Raw genomic sequence first — 21,827 nt, 5'->3', positions numbered from 1 at the left:
GCGAGTGGCGCTCACCCGCGGGGAGCCGTGTCGAAGCGCTCCAGCAATTCGTCCAGGATCTGGTCCACGGCCGCGCCGCCCGCTGCGGGATCGCCCGCCAGCAAGCCGTCCGCGCCCAGGACCACGGCCCACGGAGTGGAATCCATGTGGAATGAGCCGGCCAATGACCGGTCCGGGTCCACCAGGGCGTGGGTGCGCAGGGACTCGGGCAGAGCCCGGAGGGAACGTTCGTGGGAGACCACGGTGTGCAGCGCCACCGGACCCAGCTCATGGGGGATGTCCCGCAACCGGTGGATGACGATCGGACCCGGGTCACTGTCCGGGTCGACGTAGAACAGAGCCCGGGCCCGGGTGTGGGCCATGATGCGCAGAGAGACGCGCCGGCCCTGGCTGTCGAGGGCCCAGCCGAAGGGGATCGGCAGCCGCCCGTTATGCTCTGCCTCGGCAACCTCCTCACCCGGGTGAGTCGTGACGGTGGATCCCGCCACCTCGGCAGTGCGCAGCGGGGAGGTCGTGTCCCGCGTGCCGACGTGCCCCGGCAACGGCGCAAGAGTGTTCAGTTGATCCGCGCGCCATCCCTGCGCGGTCACGGTGCCCCTTTCCGCCCACACGATCACGCCGATGACCAGCAGCGGAACGGCCGCCGCCACCACGGTCCACCACGGCACCGGCAGGGCGGGCCCGGGGTAGAAACCCGTGCTCGTCGCGATGAAGGCGAGGGTGGCCAGGGCCACGAAGACCAGGTTACGAACAATGGTGCGCCAGGACAGGGGAGCCCGAGACAACGAACCGAAGCACCCGCAGGACGCCGGGTCACCCCGCCGCACACCGAGGCTCACGAACACCGTGAACGCGGCGAACAGCACCACGGTCGCGGCCGTGGCCGCCCACAGGATGATTCCGGAGCTCAGTAGCAGGGAGAATGCCAAGAGGATCTCGACCCAGGGAAGCGCGGTGCGCGCGGCCCGCGTGTTCACCATGGCGGGCAACGCCATCACGTTCAGGGCGCTCTCGTCGGTTGTGCGTGTGAGTAACTTGGCCACGCCACTGGCCAGTAGTAGAAGGGCCAGGCTCCACACCACGCTCGCGACAATGACACTCACGCCCATCATGATGCGGGGGGAATCATGAGACTCGCGGTCAGCTTTCAGGCCGTGTGCGGCGCCACGCACCCCATCCGGGGCGAAGTCTCATTCCCAGTCGCATGCGACGCGACTGCACTCGCGGCACGCGAACGGGAGTGGAGTGCGCATCGCCCGCGGCGGCGTCGTAGCTCACGAAGACCGCGGTGAGCGCAGCGAGTTCCTCGGCGGTCGGGTTGCCGTGCGTGACCGTGAAAAGGGGTTCGCGCTTGTCCTGGGGATCCAGGGACTCCAACCCGGACACCGCCTCACGGGCCTTGTACTGGGCGCTCACAGCGGAATGTTCCCGTGCTTCTTGGCGGGCATGGATGCACGCTTGTCGGCCAGACCGCGCAACGCCTTGATGATCTGGGTGCGGGTCTCGGACGGGATGATCACCGAATCCACGAACCCGAGCTCTGCGGCCTGATACGGGTTCAGCAGGTCCTCCTCGAACTTCTGGGCTAGGTCCGCGCGCAGAGCGGCGGTGTCCTCGTCGTTGTCCGCTGCGGCCTTGAGATCGCGGCGGTAGAGAATTTCCACCGCACCCTGGGCGCCCATCACCCCGATTTGAGCGGTGGGCCAGGCCAGGTTGATGTCCGCGCCCAGCTTTTTGGAACCCATCACGATGTATGCGCCACCGTAGGCCTTGCGCGTGATCAGGGTGACCAGGGGAACGGTCGCCTCCGCATACGCGTAGAGCAACTTGGCGCCGCGACGAATGATGCCGTTGAATTCCTGGTCCGTGCCCGGCAGGAAGCCGGGGACGTCCACGAAGGTCAGGATCGGAATGTTGAACGCATCGCAATGGCGCACGAACCGCGCGGCCTTCTCCGACGCCGCGATGTCAAGCGTGCCGGCGAACTGCATGGGCTGGTTGGCCACGATGCCCACCGTCTGACCCTCCACGCGGCCGTACCCGACCATCACGTTGGGTGCGTAGAGCTCCTGAATCTGCGTGAAGTGACCGTCGTCCACCACGGTCTCGATCACGGTGCGCATGTCGTAGGGCTGGTTGGCGGAGTCCGGAATGAGAGTGTCCAGACCCAGGTCTTCGTCGTCGATCTCCAGGATCTGGTCGTGCTCCATGCGCGGGGAGTCCTGCAGGTTGTTGCCCGGCAGGTATTCGAGGAGTTCATGGACGAAATCAAAGGCATCCTGCTCATCGGAGGCCAGGTAGGCCGCAGTGCCGGTGCGCTCGTTGTGGGAGCGGGCACCGCCCAGGGTCTCCATGTCCACTTCTTCACCGGTGACGGTCTTGATCACGTCCGGGCCGGTGATGAACATGTGGGAGGTCTTGTCCACCATGACCACGAAGTCCGTCAGTGCGGGGGAGTAGGCGGCGCCACCGGCGCACGGGCCCATGATCAGGGAGATCTGAGGCACCACCCCGGAGGAGCGCACATTCATGCGGAAGATGTCCGCGAACATCGCCAGTGAAGCCACGCCCTCCTGAATTCGTGCACCACCGCCGTCGTTGATACCGATCACGGGGCAGCCATTACGCAGGGCGAACTTTTGTACCTTGACGATCTTCTCGCCGTTGACCTGGGACAGTGAACCGCCGAAGACCCCGAAGTCCTGGGAGTACACGGCGACCAACCGGCCGTCCACGGTGCCGTAACCGGTCACCACGCCGTCACCCAGCAGCTTTTTCTTCTCCATGCCGAACATGGTGGAGTGGTGCACAGCCAGAGCGTCGAACTCCACGAAGGAGTCCACGTCCAGCAGCATCTCAATGCGTTCGCGGGCGGTGTTCTTACCGCGGGAATGCTGCTTCTCGACCGCCGCGTCACCGGCGGGCCGCTCGGACTTCTCACGGCGCTCGCGGAAATCGGCGATCTTGCCTGCGGTGGTGGTCAGGTCGTGGCTCATGGCACCTCGCGTTGTCTCGGTCCGGTACAGGGATGGGAGTACCGGGGGTCCCAGGTTCAGGACGTCACAAGTTTATTCTGCGGGGCGGCCCATGCCTTTGTAGGGGTCCCACAATCCCGTGACGGGTTCTTTCACGTAGTCATTGCCGGTCACTCATGACCACGTGCCGGTGTTGATGCTCCATTCACGCACGCTGTGGTCGGTCACGACCCCCGCAATGACCAGCGGATCCTCGGCCAGGATGGCTCGGACCTCGTCCGCGCTCTCGGCCGAAAAGACGAGTAGGGCACCGGCTGCGCCCTGGTCCGTGAAAGGTCCCGAGCCCATGACCTTGCCCTGTTGCGCCAACTCGCCCAGGTAGGCGCGGTGAGCGGGGCGGTGCTCGTTGAGGAGCTCCGTGGGGCCGCCGTAGGAGTAGGTCACTGCGAAAATACTCATGGTTGCCTTTCACCGGCACGATGTCGGGTTGCTTCCGTTCAGCTTATGCCCCGACAGCGGCGGTAGACATAAGCTGAGAAATAACGACATGTCCGTCCCCTCGAAGGAGCCACCCGCATGGACCCCACTGCCCTGGAACCGGCAGCGGATTTCCGCGCTGACCAGTTGCAGTCCTCGCTGGCGGACTCCGGATTCACCTCCGTGACCGTGTTGGACCAGGTCGACTCCACCAATCGGTGGCTCGCCGAGTTGGCGCCAGAGGCCGGGGGTGCGGAACTGAGTGCCGTGGTCACGGGTTTTCAAACCGCGGGTAAGGGTCGCCTGGACCGGCAATGGTTCACTCCGCCGGGTGTGGCGCTCACCTTCTCTGTGGCGTGCTCGCCCCACACCGCAGCGGGTGCACCCTGGCCCGTGGAATACGTACCGTGGCTGACGCTGATCATGGCGCACAGTGTCACGCATGTGGTGCGGAACCTCGTGGGTGTTCCCGCGGTGATCAAGTGGCCCAACGACGTTTTGGTGGACTCGCGCAAGGTCTGTGGTGTGTTGGCTTCGTTGGTCTCACCTCCGGACGGTTCCGCGCCCAGTGCGGTGGTGGGCGCGGGTTTGAACGTGAGCCAGCGTCACCTTCCGGTTCCCACCGCCACGTCGCTGCTCCTGGAAGCCGGTGACGCCGAGGCCGTACCCGGACGGCAGGCACTGCTCACCGAGATCCTGCGCGAGTTCGCCCGCTGCTATCACCGAGTGAGTGTTGACCCCGGTGCCGAACTCGGACCGGGCGGTGACGTGCGCGCTCTCCTCGAATCGGAAGTGGACACCCTGGGGCGCCGCGTGGCACTGCATCTGCCCGGCTCCACCGTGCCGGAACAGGCGGTGGCCGAGGGCCTGGGGACATCGGGCGAGTTGCTCGTGCGCGGCCACGACGGCGCCGCGCGCGCGTTGTCCGCCGGCGACGTCGTGCATGTGCGGCCTACACCCGGTGAGCCCCGAACCGCGGCCGAGCAACGCGCGATCCACGCGATCCGGGACGTCACCGCGGGTGACCGGGCATGAGAAGCAAGAACCGTCTGGTGCTCGGGTCGGGTGAGGAAACCATTGTCGCCACCAGGGCCCACCCCGTGAGACTGGTGGGGCCGGCCGTGATCGCGTGGGGCACAGTGTTGCTGTATTCGGCGCTGCACCGACTGCAGGACTTGATTTGGCGGCCCTCCGAAGCACCCTGGACCACCCTGCATTCGCTGGTGGGGTGGCTCATTACCCTTGCCGCGCTGTGGGTGGCGTACCGGTATGTGTTGCTGCCGGCGTGGCGTTGGTTGCGCACCGTGTTCGTCCTGACCAATCAGCGGCTGGCCCTGACCGGTCCGCCCGCCAAGGACGGCGTGGTGGCCCTGCCGTTGGGCGCGTTGCGCAGTGCACGCGTGGTGGCGCCCACCGGGGTGTTCGCCATGCTGACACGCGGAGTGGACCGTGGAACGGTCATTGCGGACTTCGGAGCACTGGGCGGCCTCAAACTGGCGGCCTGCCCGCAACCGGACGCCATGGTAGATCTGGTCCAACAGTCCGGACGGCGCGCTGGCAATTACAGTAGTTCTGGCACCAGCACATCACCGAGAAGCAGTTTTCAAGGAGGGCCGCGTGGCTGAAGACCCCAACGACCGCTCAGACCAGCCCGTGGTCGGTCCCCAGACCGAGCAGATCAACCTCAATCTCCACAACCCGGTGCAGTCCAATCTGTACGGGTCGGAGGAGTCCAAAGCGGCCGTCAAGAACCTCGATCAGCTCCTGCTGGGCTCCGAGCGCAACCTCAAACGCCGCGACACCGCACATGCCGCGGGGCTGTCCACGGCCTCAGCGCGGAAGATCTGGCGCGCCCTGGGGTTCCCCAATCTCAGCGATGACGAGGTGTACTTCACCCAGGAAGACGTCCGGGCGCTGCGGGTGGTCTCCGACCTGGTGCAGCGGGACAAACTGTCCGAGGAAGCGGCGCTGTCCCTGGCCCGCTCGGTTGCCCAGTTGTCCGACCGCATGGTCGTGTGGCAGATCGAGGCGCTCGTCGAGGACATGGTGGCTCACCAGGGCATGACGGACGCCCAGGCGCGGCGCGAACTGCTCCGCGTGCTTCCCGAGATGGTGGATCCGCTCAAGAAACTGCTCGACTATTCGTGGCGTCGACAATTGTCGGCCGCCGTGCAGCGGCTCGCGATGCGCGGGGAACGCGCCGACGGGTCCACGGAGAGTTTGGGCGAGCACGGTACGGACGTGGGCGGCTCGTCGCTTCCGCTGGCTCGCGGCGTGGGGTTCGCGGACCTGGTCTCCTATACCTCTCTGTCGCGGCAGATGAACGAGCGCACCCTGGCCAACCTGGTGCAGCGATTCGAGAAGCGCTGCGCGGAAATCATTTCCATGGGCGGGGGCCGGGTGATCAAGACCATTGGTGACGAGGTCATGTTCCTGTCTGAGACCCCGCAGGGCGGCGCCCAGATTTCCCTGGCGTTGTCGCGACTGATCAAGAACGACCCGCTCCTCCCGCAAGCCCGCGTGGCCTTCGTGTGGGGTCGCGTGTTGCCGCGGTTGGGTGACTTGTACGGGCCCACCGTGAATCTGGCTTCCCGGTTGGTGGCGCTGACCGATCCCGGCGGAGTGGTGGTGGACGCGTCCACGGCCTCCGTATTGACGAATGACAACCGGTTCGTCCTGACACCCCAGCCCTCTCGGAACGTGCGCGGTTTCGGTGACGTGCAGCCGGTGTCCCTGACTCAGGGCGAGGGCCCGCGACTGGAAGACGAGGACGAATGAGCAGCTCGCTGGCCATCCGATCGGGCGGTGTCACCGATCGAGGGCTGCGCAGGGAATCCAACGAGGACGCCCTGGTCGTCACCGACACCATGGTGGCCGTGGCGGACGGCATGGGGGGCCACGAGGCCGGTGAGGTCGCCAGTGCGTTGTGCGTGTCCACCCTCGGCTCGTCGGAGTTGTTCACGCTCGAGGACTTCATGGACTATCAGATCGTGGAGCCCGAACCCGGCTTGGACGTGTCCCGGTTCCGCGCGACGATCGACCGCCAGCTCAAGCTCGATCCCGACGTGCCCAATGAGGCCCTGGGCGCCGTGCACCGTTTGCGGTCCGTACTCTGGGAGGCCGATCAGGCGATTCAGGCCCAGTGCGGTACCCGCGCGGGAACGACCGTCACCGGCGCCTGGCTGGTGTGCATTGCGGGACAGTGGTTGTGGCTCATTTTCAACGTAGGGGACTCCCGCACGTACGAGCTGACCGGCCCGCCCGTGGGTGAGCGCCCCACCGATCCCGAACACCCCGTGGGCGTGGTCCAGTTGACCGTGGACCATTCCGAGGTCCAGTACCTGGTATCGATCGGTCAGCTCACCCCGGCTCAGGCGCTCGTTCATCCGCGGCGCAACGTGATCACCCGGGCGCTGGGCACCGGTCAGGTGTGGGAACCGGACGTCATTGTGATTCCGGCACGTCCGGGTCAGCGCTTGCTGATGTGCTCCGACGGTCTCACCGGTGAGCTCTCACCGGCGCACATCGCCCGGGTGCTTCACGCCGTGCACCATCCCAAGGAGGCCGCGGACGTCCTGTTGCAGGCGGCGCTGCGAACCGGAGGCAGGGACAACGTGACGTTGATCGTGGCGGATGTCCTCCAGGCGGACGATCCCCGGCTCACCACGGGCACCATCAATCACATCAACTAGTTTTCAGACTGCCGACGCCGCCCGCGCGAGTCTCGCGGGCGGCGTCGGCACGCGGACGGTTCGGCCTATGCGTGGTGACCCCGGGTTTCCGCCTTGGGGTCGCGGGCGGGTTTGGCCTCCTTAGCGGGGGCGTCGCCGCTGGCGCGCAGGCGGCGGAAGTACTCGTCCGCCTCCTGTTGACGCTCCTCTTCCACGGTTCCTGCGATCTCCGCGCGCAGCAGTTCTGCGCTCAGACCGAAGGAGTTCACGAGCTCCAGGGAGTAGGGGCGCAGCCGGGAGATCAACCGGTTCACGTAGCTCTGCAGGGCGCGGCCGCGGCGCATCGAGAGCCGACCGTAGGCCAGGTACCACCCCAGGTTCTCCTCGAGCAGGTGCAGCCCGAACAGGTCACGCAACCATGTGAGAACGCGCTTGGTGCCGGGATCCTGGATCTTCTCGAGCCCCTCGGTGAAGGCCTCCCACTGCAGCAACTGGGCGTGGGAGCGGGCGGCCTCGATCAGGCGATGTTGATTGTTGTTGAACACCTCCGCCTGGTCCGTTTTGGACTTGCGGGCCACGGCGCGCATTTCGTCCGCGACGTCCTCGATGATGGTTTCCACGCGGTCCATCAGCAAAGCGCGCTGGGCAGCGGGATCGCGCAGTGCGTTGACCGATTTGCGGGCGTCACCGGTGTCCGTGAAGGCTTGGGTGAGCTTGCGCAAACCGGAACGGTTGAAACCTGCCTCTGTGGCGCGATCGGCCACGTAGCGGGCCATCACACCCACGTCGGCATTCTTGAACTCATCCGAGTAATCGGCGAGCAGGCGCTTGGCCACCAGCTGCAGCAGAACCGTGTTGTCACCCTCGAAGGTCGCGTAGATATCGAGGTCCGCTCGCAACTGCGGGATGCGGTTCTTGGCCATGAACCCGGCGCCGCCGCACGCCTCACGGGCCTCCTGCAGGGTGGCCAGGGCGCTCCAGGTGGACATCGACTTGAAGGCGGCGGCCAGGGTCTCCAAATCCTGGCGGTTGCCGTCCGAGTCGTCCTCGCCGGAGAAGACCTCCTGGAACTTGTCGAGCAACTGCTGGTGGGCGAAGATCATCGCGTAGGTCTCCGCGATACGCGGGATCAATCGGCGTTGGTGCTGCTGGTAGTCCAGCAGGGTCTGCTCGCGGATGTCCGAGTCGGTGTTGAACTGACGGCGCTGTTCCGCGTACCGGACGGCAATGGTGAGCGCCATCTGGTTGGCCAGTGTCGCGGCACCGTCCAGGGACACACGCCCCTGCACCAGGGTGCCGATCATCGTGAAGAAACGGCGGCCCGGGGAGGCAATGGGGGAGGAGTAGTCACCGTTCTCATCCACGGCCCCGTACTTGTTGAGCAGGTTGCCGCGGGGCACGCGCACGTGTGTGAAGTGCAGGCGACCGTTGTCCACACCGTTGAGACCACCTTTGCGGCCGTCGTCCTCCCCGCCCACTCCGGGCAGGAACTCACCATTGTCGTCGCGGAGGGGAACGTACAGACAATGCACGCCGTGGTTGATGCCCTTGACGATCAGCTGTGCGAAGACCACGGCGGCCCTGCCGTGCACCGCCGCGTTGCCCAGGTAGTCCTTCCACGCGGCCTTGAACGGTGTGTGGATCTCGAACTCGTCGGTGTCGGGGAGGTACGTGGCGGTGGTGCCGATGGAGGCCACGTCGGAACCGTGTCCAATCTCCGTCATGGCGAACACGCCGGGAGTGTTGAGATTGAGGATGTCCGGGAGCCACTTGAGGTGGTGTTCCTTGGAACCCAGGTTGAGCACGGCCGAACCGAACAGGCCCCACTGCACGCCGGACTTGATCTGGAGGGACGGGTCGGCGAGCACGAGTTCCTCGAACGCGGAGACATTGGCGCCGGGGCTGTTGGAACCACCCAGGTACTCGGGCATGCCCGCCAGTGCCGTGCCGGCGTCGCGAAGGATTTTGACCTGCTCGAAGGTGAGCTCGCGCTGATCCTCGAACGTCACATTGTGGTTGCTGTGCAGGCGGGGATCCAGGGCGCGCTCGCGAGCGGTTTTGCGCGCCTCGGGCCAGCGGCCCAGTAGCACTTCGCCCAGACCGGCCACATCGATGTGGGTGGGCAGCGCGGCGTCCTCGGGGACCTGCGCCATTCGGTGGGTCGAGGGGTGGGTTTCGGGACGGGATGTGGTGGTCATTGTGACTCCTGAGGGGTTGTCCGGGAGGGATCGTCTTCCGCGGAGAATTCGGTGTAAGTGCCTGGCCGTAAGCCCTGAACGGCCCAGTCGGTAATGAGGCGACCCATGACGGTCCGGTCCGGTTTGTCGTCACCGTCGGGCAGGGCGAGCCAGGCTTCCCCGGCGCCCCGGACCATGCCCACGGTGGATGCCGCCCAGCACTGCAGCAGCGCCGTGGGCATTGCTTGTTCACCCCGGTGCCGAATGTGCTGGTCCATGAGTAGTTGGCACACGGAGTCCAGGAACTGCTCGATGGCTGAATCCCCGTCCGCCGGGGCGGTCACCACAAAGCGGTAGACGTCCGCGGAGGCATCCACGGACTTCAGGTACTCCTTCACCAGGGCGTACACCGTGGCCGCGAACGAGTCCGCCTCGTGGGCCGCGGCCACCATGCGGGTTCGCATGCGCGTCACGAAGTATTCACCCACGGCCGCTTGTACCCCGGACTTGTCCTTGAAATACCGGTAGAAAACGGACTTGGACGTCCCGCACGCGGTGGCGATCTCCTCCATGGAAATGCCGGCACCGTGGGTGGCCACCGCATCGCGTGCGGCGGTGATCAATTCAATGCGTCGTTTGGCGCGGTGGCGCTGCCACCGCGAATTTCGACCATCAATGTTCTTCGAGACCTGTTTCACGATACCGAGAGTATCAGCTACTGTGGGTTTCAGGTGATTCACACCACAAAATGACCGAGGAGCAGCTCTTTCATGGACAACAGCCAGCAGAACGCACAGCAGTCCCTTCGCCGTGCCGTAGTGGTCGCGGGTAACCGCATCCCGTTCGCTCGCGCGGGTGGTGCCTACGCGAGCGCCTCCAATCAGGACATGCTCACCGCCGCCATTGACGGGCTGGTGGCGCGCGCCGGAATCTCCGGCGAACGGCTGGGCGCGGTGGCCGGTGGTGCCGTGCTCAAACACTCCCGCGATTTCAACCTCACCCGCGAAGCCGTGCTGGGTTCCGCACTGGACCCCGCTACCCCGGCGTTCGATATTCAAATGGCCTGCGCAACCGGGATGGAAACCGTGAGCACCATTTCGAACAAAATCCGCACGGGTCAGATCGAGGCGGGTATCGCCGGTGGCGTGGACTCCGCCTCGGACGCCCCCATTGCCGTGAGCGAGGGGTTGCGCCGCGCGCTACTGCAACTGCAGCGCGCCAAGACCACCACCCAGAAGCTCAAGGCGCTCAAGAACCTCCGCCCCGGCGACCTGGTGCCTTCCGCCCCCACCACTGGCGAACCCCGCACCGGACTGAGCATGGGAGAGCACCAGGCGCTGACCACCCAGCAGTGGGACGTGAGCCGTGAGGATCAGGACCACATCGCGGCAGCTTCGCATCAGAACCTGGCCGCCGCCTACGATCGCGGATTCTTCGACGACCTGGTGACCCCGTTCAAGGGTGTGTCCAGGGAGAACAACATGCGCGCGGATTCCACCGTGGAGAAGCTGTCCACGCTGAAGCCCGTGTTCGGTAAGAAGCTCTCCGGCGAGGCCACCATGACCGCCGGTAACTCCACTCCGCTCACGGACGGCGCCTCCGCCGTATTGCTCACCAGCGAGGACTGGGCCGCCGAGCACCACCTGGCACCGCTGGCCGAGGTCGTCGATTCCGAGGCCGCCGCGGTGGATTTCGTCGGCGGCCACGAAGGCCTGCTCATGGCGCCGGCGTACGCCGTGCCCCGTTTGCTGGCCCGCCAGGGGGTGACCCTGCAGGACGTGGACCTCATCGAGATCCACGAGGCCTTTGCCTCCACCGTGCTGGCGATCATGGCCGCGTGGGAATCCGAGCAGTTCTGCCGCGACCGCCTGGGCCTGTCCGAGCCGGTGGGCACGGTGGACCGTTCCAAGCTCAACGTCAACGGTTCCTCACTCGCGGCCGGTCACCCGTTCGCGGCGACCGGTGGTCGCATCGTGGCCTCCACCGCCAAGGAACTGGCGGCCCGCGCCAAGGCCGAGGGCCGCCCGCAGACCGCGCTGATTTCGGTGTGCGCCGCCGGTGGTCAGGGCGTGGCCATGATCCTGCGTTCCGTCTAGGACGCAATCCCCGCAGATTCTCAATTGTCAGGAGCTTTGAGTGGCAGATACATATGTGGACCTGGTCAATTCCGGGTTGGGCAAGCAGGTCGCGAGCAAGCTGGGCCTCCCCAAACCGGCCAAGCTGCGTCGTTACCGCCCCGGTAGCGATTTCCCCGAGGGTTCCGTTCTCGTTCTGGGTAAGGGGCAGGCCGCCGACGCCGCCGCCCACGCGATGCTCGCGTGGAACCTCGATGTGCGCCGTCATGCCCAGGAAGTGGACCGCGTGGGAGCGGTGATCATCGACTACACCGGGCTCACCTCGCCCCGCGACCTGGGCAAGGTGGCGCTCGAACTGGCTTCCGTGCTGCGCAAGCTGCGCGCCGGCGGTCGGGTCATCACGATCTCGCGACCGGCCCCGGGAATCGGGACCGGGGCGGCGTCGGGAACCCCGGCCGGCGCGGAAGCTCAGGACCCGGCCGTGGCGGCGGCCCGCCAGGGTGTGGTGGGGTTTGTGCGCTCGGTCGCGCAGGAGATGCGCGGCGGTACCACCGCCAACGGCATCCTGGTGGCGGACGGCGTGTCCGCCGACGCGCCCTCCGTGGTGGGTGCACTGCGGTTCTTCCTCTCCGGGCGCAGCGCGTTCGTGGCCGGGCAGTTCCTCACGGTGACCGACGAGCGCGTTGACTCGACCGTGGACTGGGATCAGCCCGTGGCCGGCAAGGTCGCCGTGGTGACCGGAGCGGCCCGAGGCATTGGCGCGCAGATCGCCCGGACCCTGGCGCACGCCGGCGCCAAGGTGATCGTGGTGGACGTTCCCGCCGCGGGCGAGGCGCTCGCCCGGTTGGCCAATCAACTGCATGTGTCCGCCCTGCAGCTGGACGTCACGGACCCCGGGGCGGGGGAGAAGATCCTTGACCTGGCCGCCGAGCGTTACGGCACGCTGGACCTGCTGGTCCACAACGCGGGCATCACCCGGGACAAGATGCTCGCCAACATGGACCAGGGCAAGTGGGATTCCGTGATCGCCGTGAACGTCGAGTCGCAGTTGCGGATCACCCGGGCGGTCCTGGCCTCCGACATGATGGGGGAGCGCCCGCGCATCGTGTGCCTCGCATCGACCAGTGGTGTGGCCGGTAACCGCGGCCAAACCAACTATGCGGCGTCCAAGGCCGCAGTCATCGGTGCCGTTGCGGCCACGGCCCCTCTGATCGCCGAGAAGGGCGGCACCATCAACGCGGTGGCACCGGGCTTCATTGAATCCGAGATGACGGCCAAGATCCCCGCGGCCCGCCGCCAAATCTCACGTCGCCTCAACTCCCTGCAGCAGGGCGGCCTCCCGGAGGACGTCGCACAGACCATCACCTTTTTGCTGTCGGATGCAGCCGGCGGAATCAACGGCCAGACGCTGCGTGTCTGCGGCCAGAGCCTCGTGGGAGCGTAGCGCCATGACCCGTTCACCCGACCAGCTGCCCACCGTTCCCGAGCACTACGAACTCGTTGAACCCGCAGCCAAGCCGAACCTGGGCCTGCTCTACGCCACGGCCGGTGTCAGCGCCGCCGGGGGGGTCGCGAGCGACGCCGCCGCGCGCGCCCTGCCGGCGCTGCGCAAGTCACCGCTGGGCAAGGTGCTTCCCGGCTCCCTCCTCCACCGCGGCGGAGACCGGTTGCGCGCAAGCCTGGACCTTCCCCGGGTCGCCCATGTGGTCGAGGGTCTCGTGGTGGAGCCCGAATGGCATGAGAAATTCTGCCGCGTGGTGCACGCGAGACCCAGATCGCTGGCCCCGGGCTCCTCGGAGACCGCGGTGTTCTCCGGGGCCCTGCACTCCGTGGCGTTCCCCGTGGCCATGTCCGTGTTGACCCGCCAGGACTTCCCCCTGCCCGTCATGGGTATGGTCCACCTGACCAACACGGTGCAGCACGTGATGGACGTGGCCGTGGGTGAAGAACTCACCGCAACCGCCTGGACCGAAAACCTCCATTCGCACCGAGCCGGAACCGTGGTGGACGCCGTCGTCACCCTGACACGAACGGATGGGACCGTGGCGTGGGCCGGACGCTCCGGCTACCTCGCCAAGGGCCTGACCGCCGCCATAGCGGGGGAGGACGCACGGACCGGTGAGGACGAACCGATATCGTCGTCGCTCGGCGCGCCGTTCAACGCCCCGCAGCAGACCGCGCAGTGGTCCCTGCGGGCGGACACCGGCCGCCAGTACGCCGGGGTGAGCGGGGACTACAACCCGATTCACCTGTCGGGGGCCTCGGCCAAAGCCCTGGGTATGAAGGGCGCCATCGCCCACGGCATGTACACCGCCTCCCGCGCGCTCGCGGCCACCGCGGTGCCGGCCGAGGTGCCGTTCTCGTGGTCCGTGAAATTCGCCGCACCCGTTGTGTTGCCGGCCACCGTGTCCGTGTCCGTGCACGACCACGGCCGCCGCGAGCACTGGGAGAGCTCCCGGGTCATCGCCTGGGACCCCGAGCGCAACAGGCCCCACCTGGAACTGGCGGTCGAGCCGCTGTAGGGCTCGCGAGGCCCGTGTCGCCCGACCGGCGCAGGGCGGTGCGAGAGAGACGCGAATGGTCTCGATCGCACCGCCCTTTTCGCTGTGGGCCGGTCGATGTGCGCTGCAGCATGTCCGAGCCGTGGGACACAATGGTGGAGTGAGCGAGAACAAGGTGACGAAAACCCAGCAGGCCACCGATGCCTCCGGGCAGGACCTGAATCCGGACGAGCCCAGTGAGGCGCTGCGCGAGGAGTACGCGCAGCTGTCGGATCGCGTGCGAGAGGCGCGCACCGCCTACTACGTCAACGACCAGCCCGAGATCTCGGACGCCGAGTACGACGAGCTGTATCGCAAGCTCGAGGAGTTCGAGGCCCTGAACCCGCACCTCGTGGCCAATGATTCGCCCACGCAGGAAGTGGGCGGCGAGGTCTCCGCGGCCTTCGCACCGGTCAAGCACCTCGAGAAAATGTATTCGCTCGAGGACGTTTTCTCGACCGATGAACTCACCGCGTGGCTCACCCGAGCCGAGGCCCAGATCGGCGGACTTCCCGGCGCACCCGAGGTCGAGTGGCTGTCCGAGGTCAAGATCGACGGGCTGGCCGTGAACCTGCTCTACCGCAACGGTGATCTGGTGCGCGCGGCCACCCGCGGCGACGGCACCACGGGGGAAGACATCACCCACAACGTGGCGACCATCAAGGACATCCCCCAACGGCTCACCGGGGAGAACCTCCCGCAAGAGGTCGAGATCCGCGGTGAAGTGTTCATCTCCTCCAAGAACTTCCGCGCGCTCAACGAGCAGATCGTGGCGGAGGGCCGCGCGCCCTTCGCCAATCCCCGCAACGCCGCGGCGGGGTCCCTGAGACAAAAAGATCCCCAGGTCACCGCCCGCCGCCCGTTGTCGATGTTCGTGCACGGGATAGGCGCGGCAAAGGGTTTCGACGTGCAGAGCCAGTCCGAGGCCTACGACCTGCTGGCCTCCTGGGGTCTTCCGGTGAGCCCGTACTCCAGGGTTCTGGGCAGCATCGATCAGGTGCTGGAATTCATCGAAAAGTTCGGCAACAAGCGCCACGAGCTGTTGCATGAAATCGACGGCATTGTCATTAAAGTCAACAACCGCCGCACGCAGTTCCGGCTGGGCTACACCTCCCGCGTGCCGCGGTGGGCCGTGGCGTACAAGTACCCGCCGGAAGAGGTCAACACCAAGCTCCTGGACATCCGGGTGAACGTGGGGCGTACCGGCCGTGTGACGCCTTTCGGATTGATGGAGCCCGTGAAAGTGGCCGGCTCCACGGTGGAAATGGCCACCCTGCACAATCAGGACGTGGTCAGGGCCAAGGGTGTGCTCATCGGAGACACCGTGGTGCTGCGCAAGGCCGGTGACGTCATCCCCGAGATCGTGGGCCCCGTGGCCGCGCTGCGTGATGGCTGCGAACGCGAATTCGTGATGCCCACGCACTGCCCCAATTGCGGTACCGAACTCCGCCCGGCCAAAGAAGGGGACGTGGACATCCGGTGTCCCAATGCGCAGAGCTGCCCCGCTCAGCTGATGGAGCGGGTCGCCCACGCGGCCGGCCGAGGTGCTTTCGACATTGAAGCGCTGGGCTATGAAGCCGCCAAGGCCCTCACCCAGCCCGTGCCCCAGGACGCCTCCGATGGCACCGAGTTCTCCGAACCTCCCCTGCGGAATGAAGCACGGTTGTTCGATCTCACCGCGGCGGATCTCGAACATGTCCAGATCTGGCGTGAGTCCAAGCGCACGGTCACGGACAAGCAGTCGGGGGAGAAGACCCAAGAGGTCACGCTGCAACTGGTCCCCTACTTCTGGACCAAACCCACCAAGGCCAAGCCGAGCGTGCCCTCCAAAACCACCGAGCAAATGTTCGATGAACTGGAGAAGGCCAAGTCCAAGGAACTCTGGCGCGTGCTGGTGGCGTTGTCGATCCGCCATGTGGGCCCGACCGCCGCCCGCTCACTGGCCACGGCCTTCGGCTCCATGCAGGCCATTCGAGACGCCGATGAGGAGGTCCTCGCGGGCACCGACGGAGTGGGCCCGGTCATTGCCCGGGCGGTCAAGGAGTTCTTCGCGGAGCAGTGGCGCCGCAATGTGGTCGACACCTGGGCTCGGTCCGGAGTACGCATGGAGGACGAGATCGACGATTCCACACCGCGCACCCTTGAGGGCGTGACCGTGGTGGTCACGGGGTCCCTGGAGAATTACAGTCGCGACTCCGCCAAGGAGGCGATTCTGGTGCGCGGGGGTAAGGCCTCTGGGTCGGTGTCCAAGAAAACCGATTTCGTCGTGGCCGGCGAGAACGCCGGTTCCAAATTGGACAAGGCCGAGTCGCTGGGTGTTCCCGTCCTCGACGAGGCAGGATTCGAGCGGCTCTTGGCAGAGGGGCCGCCCATCGTGGACGAGCCGAGCGCCGATGGAGACAGCGACACCGAGAAGTCATCGACACAAACGCAGGAGAACTAGCCACATGGATCGTGTACTGGAGGGCCTGGGCCCGGACACCGCTGAACTCGAGGAGCTTCTGGAGACGGCGTTCCACGCGGCCGCCGCGGGCGCCGCAGTTCTGAGTAGGCGGGACGAGTCCGAGTTCGACGCCGTGAACAAGACGTCCGCGGGGGACTGGGTCACGGCCTTCGACGTGGCGGCGGAAAACGCCGTCGCGCAGGTGCTGCGCTCGGAGCGGCCCTCGGACGCCATTACGGGTGAGGAATCCGGCACGTTCGTTCCGGAGAACCGCTCCCGGGTGCGCTGGTCGGTTGACCCGTTGGACGGCACCACGAACTTCATCAGGGACATCGTGTACTACGCCACCTCGGTGGCCGCGTGTGATGACCAGGGCAACTGGCTCGTGGGCGTGGTGCACGCACCGGCCCTGGGGCGTATTTACTACGCGGTGCGTGGGATGGGGGCGTGGGTCCGTCGCGACGGCAAGGACAAGAGACTCACGGGCCCCGTGCCTGAACGCACCGGTGCCCTCTACGGAACCGGTTTCTCCTACGACCCCGTGATTCGCCGCGAACAGTTCGGTTCGTTCCTGGACACCATGGACCACTACACGGACATGCGCAGGCTCGGAGCAGCATCTCTGGATCTGTGCATGGTAGCCGAGGGAGCACTGGACGGTTACTCGGAGCGGGCACTGCACGAGCACGACTGGGCTGCGGGTGCCTTGATCGCAGAAGAAGCCGGCGCTCACGTGCAGCGTCCGGACCTGCCCGCACCCACCGCCCTGCGCGGCCCTGACCAGGACGAACGGGTATATGCGGACGATTACGAGCGCGTGCGCAGCACCACGATCATCGGGGCGTGCGCCCGCGCGTGATAGCCGCTCCGCGCCCCCGTTATCAAATCTCTATCATCCCGTTACATGTGCTTAACCGCACATCTTGTTGACCCCGTGTCGACGAATGTCATAGCGTGGCACGCGTTGTGCTCCTCAGTGGGGCACGGCCCGTGTCCCCCAAAGGGATGCACCAAAATTTTGGGAATGGATTTGGCATAACGAGAATTGTTACGCTATCGTTATCAACGACTTCCCCAAGGGACTCTCCGACGAGGGAGTCCGCAACGCTTGAGGCGGATACGATCTGCGCCCCAAGCCATGCTGGATGCTGCTGCAACACCGTACGTCGTCTACAGGGCAGCATTCCGTAGTTACTACCCCTGAATTCGACTTGTCATGGGTAGACGACGGCGCGAAGACACCCAGGGATGGGAACGAGCGTAGGTGGCCTAACGGAGCATGATGAAGACTTCGAACATGATTCGCCGTGGTGCTGCTGCTCTCGTGATCGGCGGTGCAGCCGTGGGTGCTATGGCCATGCCGGCCAACGCAGCTCCCGCATCGACCTGGGACGCTCTCGCCGAGTGCGAGTCCGGCGGCAACTGGGGCACCTCCACCGGTAACGGTTTCAGCGGTGGCCTCCAGTTCACCCCGTCCACCTGGGCCGCTTACGGTGGCTCCGGTGATCCGTCCACGGCCTCCAAGTCCGAGCAGATCCGCGTTGCTGAGAACGTTCAGGCCGGTCAGGGCTGGGGCGCATGGCCCGCTTGCTCTGCCAAGCTGGGCCTGTCCGGCGGCGGCGGGGGCTACACCCCCGAGCAGCCCGTGGCTGCTGCCGCTGCTGTGGCTCCGCAGTCCACCCAGGTCAAGCAGGAGCAGGCTGCTCCGGCTCCCGAGGCTGAGGCTCCCGTGGCCGCACCGGCTGCTCCGGCTGAAGCTCCGGCCGCCGAGGCTGCTGCCCCCGCCGCTGTGGAGTACACCGCTCCGGCGGCTGACGTGGCCCCGGCTGCCTCGACCGGTTCTTCCTACACCGTTCAGGCTGGCGACACCCTGGGCTCCATTGCCGCCAAGCTCGATGTGAACGGCGGCTGGGAGGCTCTCTACGCTTCCAACGCCGGTGCCGTGGCTGACGCCAATCTGATCTTCCCGGGCCAGGTCCTGAACATTCCTGCCTGATTGATCTGAACATCCTCGGATGCTTGATCCCCGCCAGCGGGTCTCCGCTGCGTGATCACCGGAGGTCCCCTTCCGCATAATGCGGAAGGGGACCTTTGCATATCTTCAAATAATGATGAAAATGAAAGAATAATCACATGACGGTGGACACAGTAATCATTGGCGGTGGCATAGCTGGCTTGTCCCTGGCGTCCGAACTCGCAGAGCGTCGGGGATCCGGGGCGGGAATCACGGTGGTCGAAGCAGAGGCGGCCCTGGCCCATCACACCTCCTCAAGGTCGGCTCAGCAGCTCATCCCCAGCTACGGTCCCGAACCGGTCCTCGAACTGACCAGGCTCACGATTCCCGATCTGGTGGCGCCCGCCCACGCGGCTCCGTCCCCGCTGGCGTGGCACAGCCCCTTCGTGGTGACGGGGTCACCCGCAGACGTCGCTGCGGAGACCGTACCGGGGCTGCGCACCTTGTCGAGCGAGGAACTTTTCGAGTACTGCCCCGAGCTGGCCGAGAACCCCGATCGTTACCGGGCGGCGGTCATCGACGATTCTGCGGTACGCACCGATGCCACCGCGCTCGTGGAGTGGCACCGGCAACGCGCAGAGCAGGCCGGCGTCCGGATCATCACGAGGGCGAAGATCACCGCGGCCAGGCCGACCGGTGACGGCGCATGGGCCTTGACCGTCGGCAACAATGAGCTGAAGGCCCGCACGGTGGTCAACGCGGCGGGAGCATGGGCGGACCACGTGGCTAAATTCTTCGCAGCGGCGCCGCAGCACCTGCAGCCGCTACGGAGGACCGCGGCCTTGGTCTCCCTCAGCGAGCCCCTGGGCCCGACCCACCCCATGGTTGAGGACGCCGCGTCCGGTTGGTACTACCGCCCCGATGGGGACGGCGCCATGATCTCGTGGGGCGAGGCGGAACCCAGTCCCGCCTGCGATGCCCAGCCGCACCCGCTGGCCATCGACGAACTGATCGAAACCGTCCAACGGGAAACAGCCATGAGGGTCACGGGTGTCCGCAAGGCGTGGACCGGGCTGCGCACCGAGACACCGTCCGACGTGCCCGTCTGTGGCTGGGACACGCAGGCCGACAATCTACTGTGGCTCGTGGGTCAGGGAGGCTACGGATTCCAGACGAGTAGTGCCCTGGCTCGCGCCGCAACGGACGTGCTGGTGGACGGGCGGATCGGGGACTGGCTCAGTGCTGAATCCGCCGCCGCTCTGCGACCTCAGCCGGTCACCGGCTGACCGCCGGGGAAACCGGCTGGCCCGCAACACCCAATGTCTCGGCCAGCCACGCGTACTCCCACGCGGTGTCCTTCCACTGCGAGTAGCGACCGGAGGCACCACCGTGGCCGCCGGCCATTTCACAGCGCAGCAGCACGGTCTCCGGGTGTTCGGCGTGTTCGCGCAGCGCGGCCACCCACTTGGCCGGTTCAACGTAGAGCACCCGGGTGTCGTTGAGGCTCGTCACCGCCAAAATAGGCGGGTAGTCGGCAGCGCGGAGGTTCTCGTAGGGGGAGTAGGAGCGCATGTAGTCGTAGACCTGCCGGTCCGCCACGGGGTTGCCCCATTCCTCCCATTCCAGGGCCGTGAGGGGAAGTTCCGGCATCAACATGGACGTCAGCGGATCCACGAACGGCACCGCGGCCAACGCACCGCAGTACAGGTCCGGAGCCAGGTTCAGCACCGCGCCCACGAGCAACCCGCCCGCGGAACCGCCGAGAACCGCAATGCGAGCGGCGTCGACGTCCTGCCGTTCGGCGAGGTGGCGGGTGACCGCCACGTAATCGGTGAAGGTGTTTTTTTTGGTGAGCTTCTTACCGTGGTCGTACCAGGAGCGGCCCAGCTCGCCGCCGCCGCGCACGTGGGCCACGGCCCACACCACACCGCGGTCGAGCAGCGACAGACGGGAGATCGAGAACCCCGGATCGGTGCTGGACTCGTAGGAGCCGTAGGCGTACTGGATCACGGGAGCCGGGACGGTGGTGTCCAGGTCCGCGCGCCGCACCAGGGAGATGGGGATGCGTGTCCCGTCATCGGCCACGGCCCAATCGCGCTCCACCGTGTAATCGGTACGGTCGTACCCACCGAGCACCGTGGCTTCGCGGCGCAGGATGGGCTCACCCACACCCAACTCGTCCGCACCGTGGTGTCCAGGCCCGGCCGTGGGGATGTCGTAAATCCGCGGGGGCGTCACGAAGGACGTGTAGGACACCCGGACCACGGGGTTCTCATAGCGGGCGGAGACGAGCGAAGCGGTGAAAAGCTCCTCGTCGAAGTCCGGCTCCGTACCGGCCAGACCCTGCGCGCCGGCGGTGCCGGCCATGAGGGATTCGAGGCCCGCGCGCGGAATGAGCCGCACCCGCGGGGTCGTTTCGGCACGCAGGGACACCACCAAATGCGTGGCCGTGGGCTCACACACCTCGATCCGGGCTTCTTCGCTCACGGGGACCACGTCCACGAGATCGACATCGGCGATACTCGAACCGGCTTGGGACAACGGCATGAGACTGACGCGGGAGTTCGGCGCCTGGTAGTCGTGCGTGAGTAGCACGTAGTCGGTGCCGGCCACGGTGATGGGTTCGGCCGAGTACAGCACGCGGTCACTTTCCGGAATCAGGGTGAGCCACTCATGGTGCGGCGCGGCGACGGGGCGAATGCGGTACTCGCAGTACTCCGAGCACGCGGAGACCACCATGAGCCACTTCTTGTCCGCGGACAGTTCCACGCCCAGCCACAGGCCGGGATCGTCCTCCTGGTACAACAGTTCGTCCTGCTCGGAGGCGGTACCGATCACGTGACGGTACACGCGCCAGGGCCGCCACGAATCATCGACCACCGTGTAGATCAGCTGCGACGCATCGGGGGTCAGGAAAGCACCGTAGGAAGTTTGCTCGATCCGGTCGGGCAGCAACTGTCCGGTGGCCAGATCCTTGACGTACACCGTGAACCGCTCGTCTCCGGCGGTGTCCTCGGACCAGGCCAGATGGGTTCCGTCCTCGGAGACACTGAACGCGCCCAGGCCATAGAACTCATGGCCCTCGGAGGCGGCGTTCGCGTCCAGCAGCGTTTGTTCGCCGGGCAACGTGACACCGGGTTCCACCGTGGGGGGAGTCCAGGCGTCTTCTGAGTCGCTGATCTCGGATGCGGGGAACCTGCAGAAGACCTGATGCGCCCCACCCTCGACGGTGCGGGCGAAATACCACCAGGCTCCATTGCGGGAGGGGACGGACATGTCGGTTTCCTGCGTGCGGTCCTTGATTTCACGGTAAATGTCCTCGCGCAACGGTTGCAGGTGCGCCGTCACGGCCTCCGCGTAGTCGTTCTCACGGTTCAGGTGAGCCCGCACGTCATCCGAGTCCTTGTCCCGCAGCCACTCGAAGTGATCCTCGAACACATGATCATGGAAACTGCGGTGAACGGTGCGTCGAACGGCTACGGGGTATGCGGGCATCTCGGAACTCATGACCCCAG

General features: G+C 66.2%; 18 protein-coding genes. 11 read left to right on the top strand and 7 right to left on the bottom strand.

Features of this window, described 5'->3' with window-relative positions:
* Window positions 1–11 precede the first annotated feature (11 nt).
* The 4 genes from AC3ENJ_RS04525 to AC3ENJ_RS04510 form a co-directional block, all read right to left on the bottom strand.
* Window positions 12–1,103, bottom strand: coding sequence for a MauE/DoxX family redox-associated membrane protein (locus tag AC3ENJ_RS04525; protein WP_431813228.1), 1,092 nt, complete (start codon window positions 1,101–1,103; stop codon window positions 12–14).
* A gap of 37 nt (window positions 1,104–1,140) precedes the next feature.
* Window positions 1,141–1,416: an acyl-CoA carboxylase subunit epsilon gene (locus AC3ENJ_RS04520; RefSeq protein ID WP_431813227.1), complete on the bottom strand. Its 276-nt coding sequence runs from the start codon at window positions 1,414–1,416 to the stop codon at window positions 1,141–1,143.
* Window positions 1,413–2,996 (bottom strand): acyl-CoA carboxylase subunit beta, encoded by a 1,584-nt coding sequence (locus AC3ENJ_RS04515; RefSeq protein ID WP_431813226.1) that lies wholly within the window; start codon window positions 2,994–2,996, stop codon window positions 1,413–1,415. Before AC3ENJ_RS04515 ends, AC3ENJ_RS04520 begins: the two co-directional genes overlap by 4 nt.
* Before the next feature lie 153 nt (window positions 2,997–3,149).
* A complete protein-coding gene (locus AC3ENJ_RS04510; protein ID WP_431813225.1) occupies window positions 3,150–3,434 on the bottom strand; it encodes a YciI family protein in 285 nt (94 codons plus the stop codon).
* Window positions 3,435–3,551: 117 nt separating this feature from the next.
* On the opposite strand from AC3ENJ_RS04510, the gene AC3ENJ_RS04505 reads away from it, so the two are divergent.
* The 4 genes from AC3ENJ_RS04505 to AC3ENJ_RS04490 are packed head-to-tail and all read left to right on the top strand — an operon-like array spanning window position 3,552 to window position 7,144.
* Window positions 3,552–4,487, top strand: coding sequence for a biotin--[acetyl-CoA-carboxylase] ligase (locus AC3ENJ_RS04505; RefSeq protein ID WP_431813224.1), 936 nt, complete (start codon window positions 3,552–3,554; stop codon window positions 4,485–4,487).
* Complete coding sequence (locus AC3ENJ_RS04500) at window positions 4,484–5,077, top strand: hypothetical protein (RefSeq protein WP_431813223.1); 594 nt, start codon at window positions 4,484–4,486, stop codon at window positions 5,075–5,077. The genes AC3ENJ_RS04505 and AC3ENJ_RS04500 overlap by 4 nt, the downstream gene beginning before the upstream one ends.
* Window positions 5,070–6,230: an adenylate/guanylate cyclase domain-containing protein gene (locus tag AC3ENJ_RS04495; RefSeq protein ID WP_431813222.1), complete on the top strand. Its 1,161-nt coding sequence runs from the start codon at window positions 5,070–5,072 to the stop codon at window positions 6,228–6,230. The genes AC3ENJ_RS04500 and AC3ENJ_RS04495 overlap by 8 nt, the downstream gene beginning before the upstream one ends.
* The gene (locus AC3ENJ_RS04490; protein WP_431813221.1) at window positions 6,227–7,144 is read left to right on the top strand and encodes a PP2C family protein-serine/threonine phosphatase; all 918 of its coding nucleotides are present in this window, start codon (window positions 6,227–6,229) and stop codon (window positions 7,142–7,144) included. Before AC3ENJ_RS04495 ends, AC3ENJ_RS04490 begins: the two co-directional genes overlap by 4 nt.
* A gap of 65 nt (window positions 7,145–7,209) precedes the next feature.
* Here AC3ENJ_RS04490 and AC3ENJ_RS04485 read toward each other — a convergent pair whose 3' ends face one another.
* Window positions 7,210–9,321 (bottom strand): acyl-CoA dehydrogenase family protein, encoded by a 2,112-nt coding sequence (locus AC3ENJ_RS04485; protein ID WP_431813220.1) that lies wholly within the window; start codon window positions 9,319–9,321, stop codon window positions 7,210–7,212.
* Window positions 9,318–9,998 (bottom strand): TetR/AcrR family transcriptional regulator, encoded by a 681-nt coding sequence (locus AC3ENJ_RS04480; protein WP_431813219.1) that lies wholly within the window; start codon window positions 9,996–9,998, stop codon window positions 9,318–9,320. Before AC3ENJ_RS04480 ends, AC3ENJ_RS04485 begins: the two co-directional genes overlap by 4 nt.
* Before the next feature lie 72 nt (window positions 9,999–10,070).
* On the opposite strand from AC3ENJ_RS04480, the gene AC3ENJ_RS04475 reads away from it, so the two are divergent.
* From AC3ENJ_RS04475 to AC3ENJ_RS04445, 7 genes are all read left to right on the top strand, one after another.
* Window positions 10,071–11,396: an acetyl-CoA C-acetyltransferase gene (locus AC3ENJ_RS04475; protein ID WP_431813218.1), complete on the top strand. Its 1,326-nt coding sequence runs from the start codon at window positions 10,071–10,073 to the stop codon at window positions 11,394–11,396.
* A gap of 40 nt (window positions 11,397–11,436) precedes the next feature.
* Window positions 11,437–12,819: a 3-oxoacyl-ACP reductase gene (locus tag AC3ENJ_RS04470; RefSeq protein ID WP_431813217.1), complete on the top strand. Its 1,383-nt coding sequence runs from the start codon at window positions 11,437–11,439 to the stop codon at window positions 12,817–12,819.
* A 4-nt stretch (window positions 12,820–12,823) separates the two neighbouring features.
* On the top strand, window positions 12,824–13,897 hold the full coding sequence (locus tag AC3ENJ_RS04465) for a MaoC family dehydratase (protein ID WP_431813216.1): 1,074 nt from the start codon (window positions 12,824–12,826) through the stop codon (window positions 13,895–13,897).
* Between the two features lie 139 nt (window positions 13,898–14,036).
* The gene (gene ligA, locus AC3ENJ_RS04460) at window positions 14,037–16,358 is read left to right on the top strand and encodes an NAD-dependent DNA ligase LigA (RefSeq protein ID WP_431813215.1); all 2,322 of its coding nucleotides are present in this window, start codon (window positions 14,037–14,039) and stop codon (window positions 16,356–16,358) included.
* 4 nt (window positions 16,359–16,362) lie between these two features.
* Window positions 16,363–17,217, top strand: a complete 855-nt coding sequence (locus AC3ENJ_RS04455) for an inositol monophosphatase family protein (RefSeq protein WP_431813214.1) — start codon at window positions 16,363–16,365, stop codon at window positions 17,215–17,217.
* A 423-nt stretch (window positions 17,218–17,640) separates the two neighbouring features.
* The gene (locus AC3ENJ_RS04450; RefSeq protein WP_190807465.1) at window positions 17,641–18,354 is read left to right on the top strand and encodes a LysM peptidoglycan-binding domain-containing protein; all 714 of its coding nucleotides are present in this window, start codon (window positions 17,641–17,643) and stop codon (window positions 18,352–18,354) included.
* Between the two features lie 137 nt (window positions 18,355–18,491).
* Window positions 18,492–19,598, top strand: a complete 1,107-nt coding sequence (locus AC3ENJ_RS04445) for an NAD(P)/FAD-dependent oxidoreductase (RefSeq protein WP_431813213.1) — start codon at window positions 18,492–18,494, stop codon at window positions 19,596–19,598.
* On the opposite strand, the gene AC3ENJ_RS04440 is transcribed toward AC3ENJ_RS04445, so the two are convergent.
* Entirely contained in the window at window positions 19,588–21,819 is a 2,232-nt protein-coding gene (locus AC3ENJ_RS04440) for a S9 family peptidase (protein WP_431813212.1), read from the bottom strand. The two genes, AC3ENJ_RS04445 and AC3ENJ_RS04440, sit on opposite strands and share 11 nt — an antisense overlap.
* Window positions 21,820–21,827: the final 8 nt, after the last annotated feature.

The organism is Kocuria sp. cx-455 (assembly GCF_057707085.1).
The sequence above is the reverse complement of the archived record's forward strand: the minus strand, read 5'-3'. Positions and strand labels throughout refer to the sequence as shown.

Coding starts and splice junctions, on each gene's coding strand:
- AC3ENJ_RS04490 (WP_431813221.1), top strand. CDS start 6,227: ATGAGCAGCTCGCTGGCCATCCGATCGGGCGGTGTCACCGATCGAGGG.
- AC3ENJ_RS04450 (WP_190807465.1), top strand. CDS start 17,641: ATGAAGACTTCGAACATGATTCGCCGTGGTGCTGCTGCTCTCGTGATC.
- AC3ENJ_RS04505 (WP_431813224.1), top strand. CDS start 3,552: ATGGACCCCACTGCCCTGGAACCGGCAGCGGATTTCCGCGCTGACCAG.
- AC3ENJ_RS04510 (WP_431813225.1), bottom strand. CDS start 3,434: ATGAGTATTTTCGCAGTGACCTACTCCTACGGCGGCCCCACGGAGCTC.
- AC3ENJ_RS04485 (WP_431813220.1), bottom strand. CDS start 9,321: ATGACCACCACATCCCGTCCCGAAACCCACCCCTCGACCCACCGAATG.
- AC3ENJ_RS04465 (WP_431813216.1), top strand. CDS start 12,824: ATGACCCGTTCACCCGACCAGCTGCCCACCGTTCCCGAGCACTACGAA.
- AC3ENJ_RS04515 (WP_431813226.1), bottom strand. CDS start 2,996: ATGAGCCACGACCTGACCACCACCGCAGGCAAGATCGCCGATTTCCGC.
- AC3ENJ_RS04475 (WP_431813218.1), top strand. CDS start 10,071: ATGGACAACAGCCAGCAGAACGCACAGCAGTCCCTTCGCCGTGCCGTA.
- AC3ENJ_RS04445 (WP_431813213.1), top strand. CDS start 18,492: ATGACGGTGGACACAGTAATCATTGGCGGTGGCATAGCTGGCTTGTCC.
- AC3ENJ_RS04440 (WP_431813212.1), bottom strand. CDS start 21,819: ATGAGTTCCGAGATGCCCGCATACCCCGTAGCCGTTCGACGCACCGTT.
- AC3ENJ_RS04500 (WP_431813223.1), top strand. CDS start 4,484: ATGAGAAGCAAGAACCGTCTGGTGCTCGGGTCGGGTGAGGAAACCATT.
- AC3ENJ_RS04455 (WP_431813214.1), top strand. CDS start 16,363: ATGGATCGTGTACTGGAGGGCCTGGGCCCGGACACCGCTGAACTCGAG.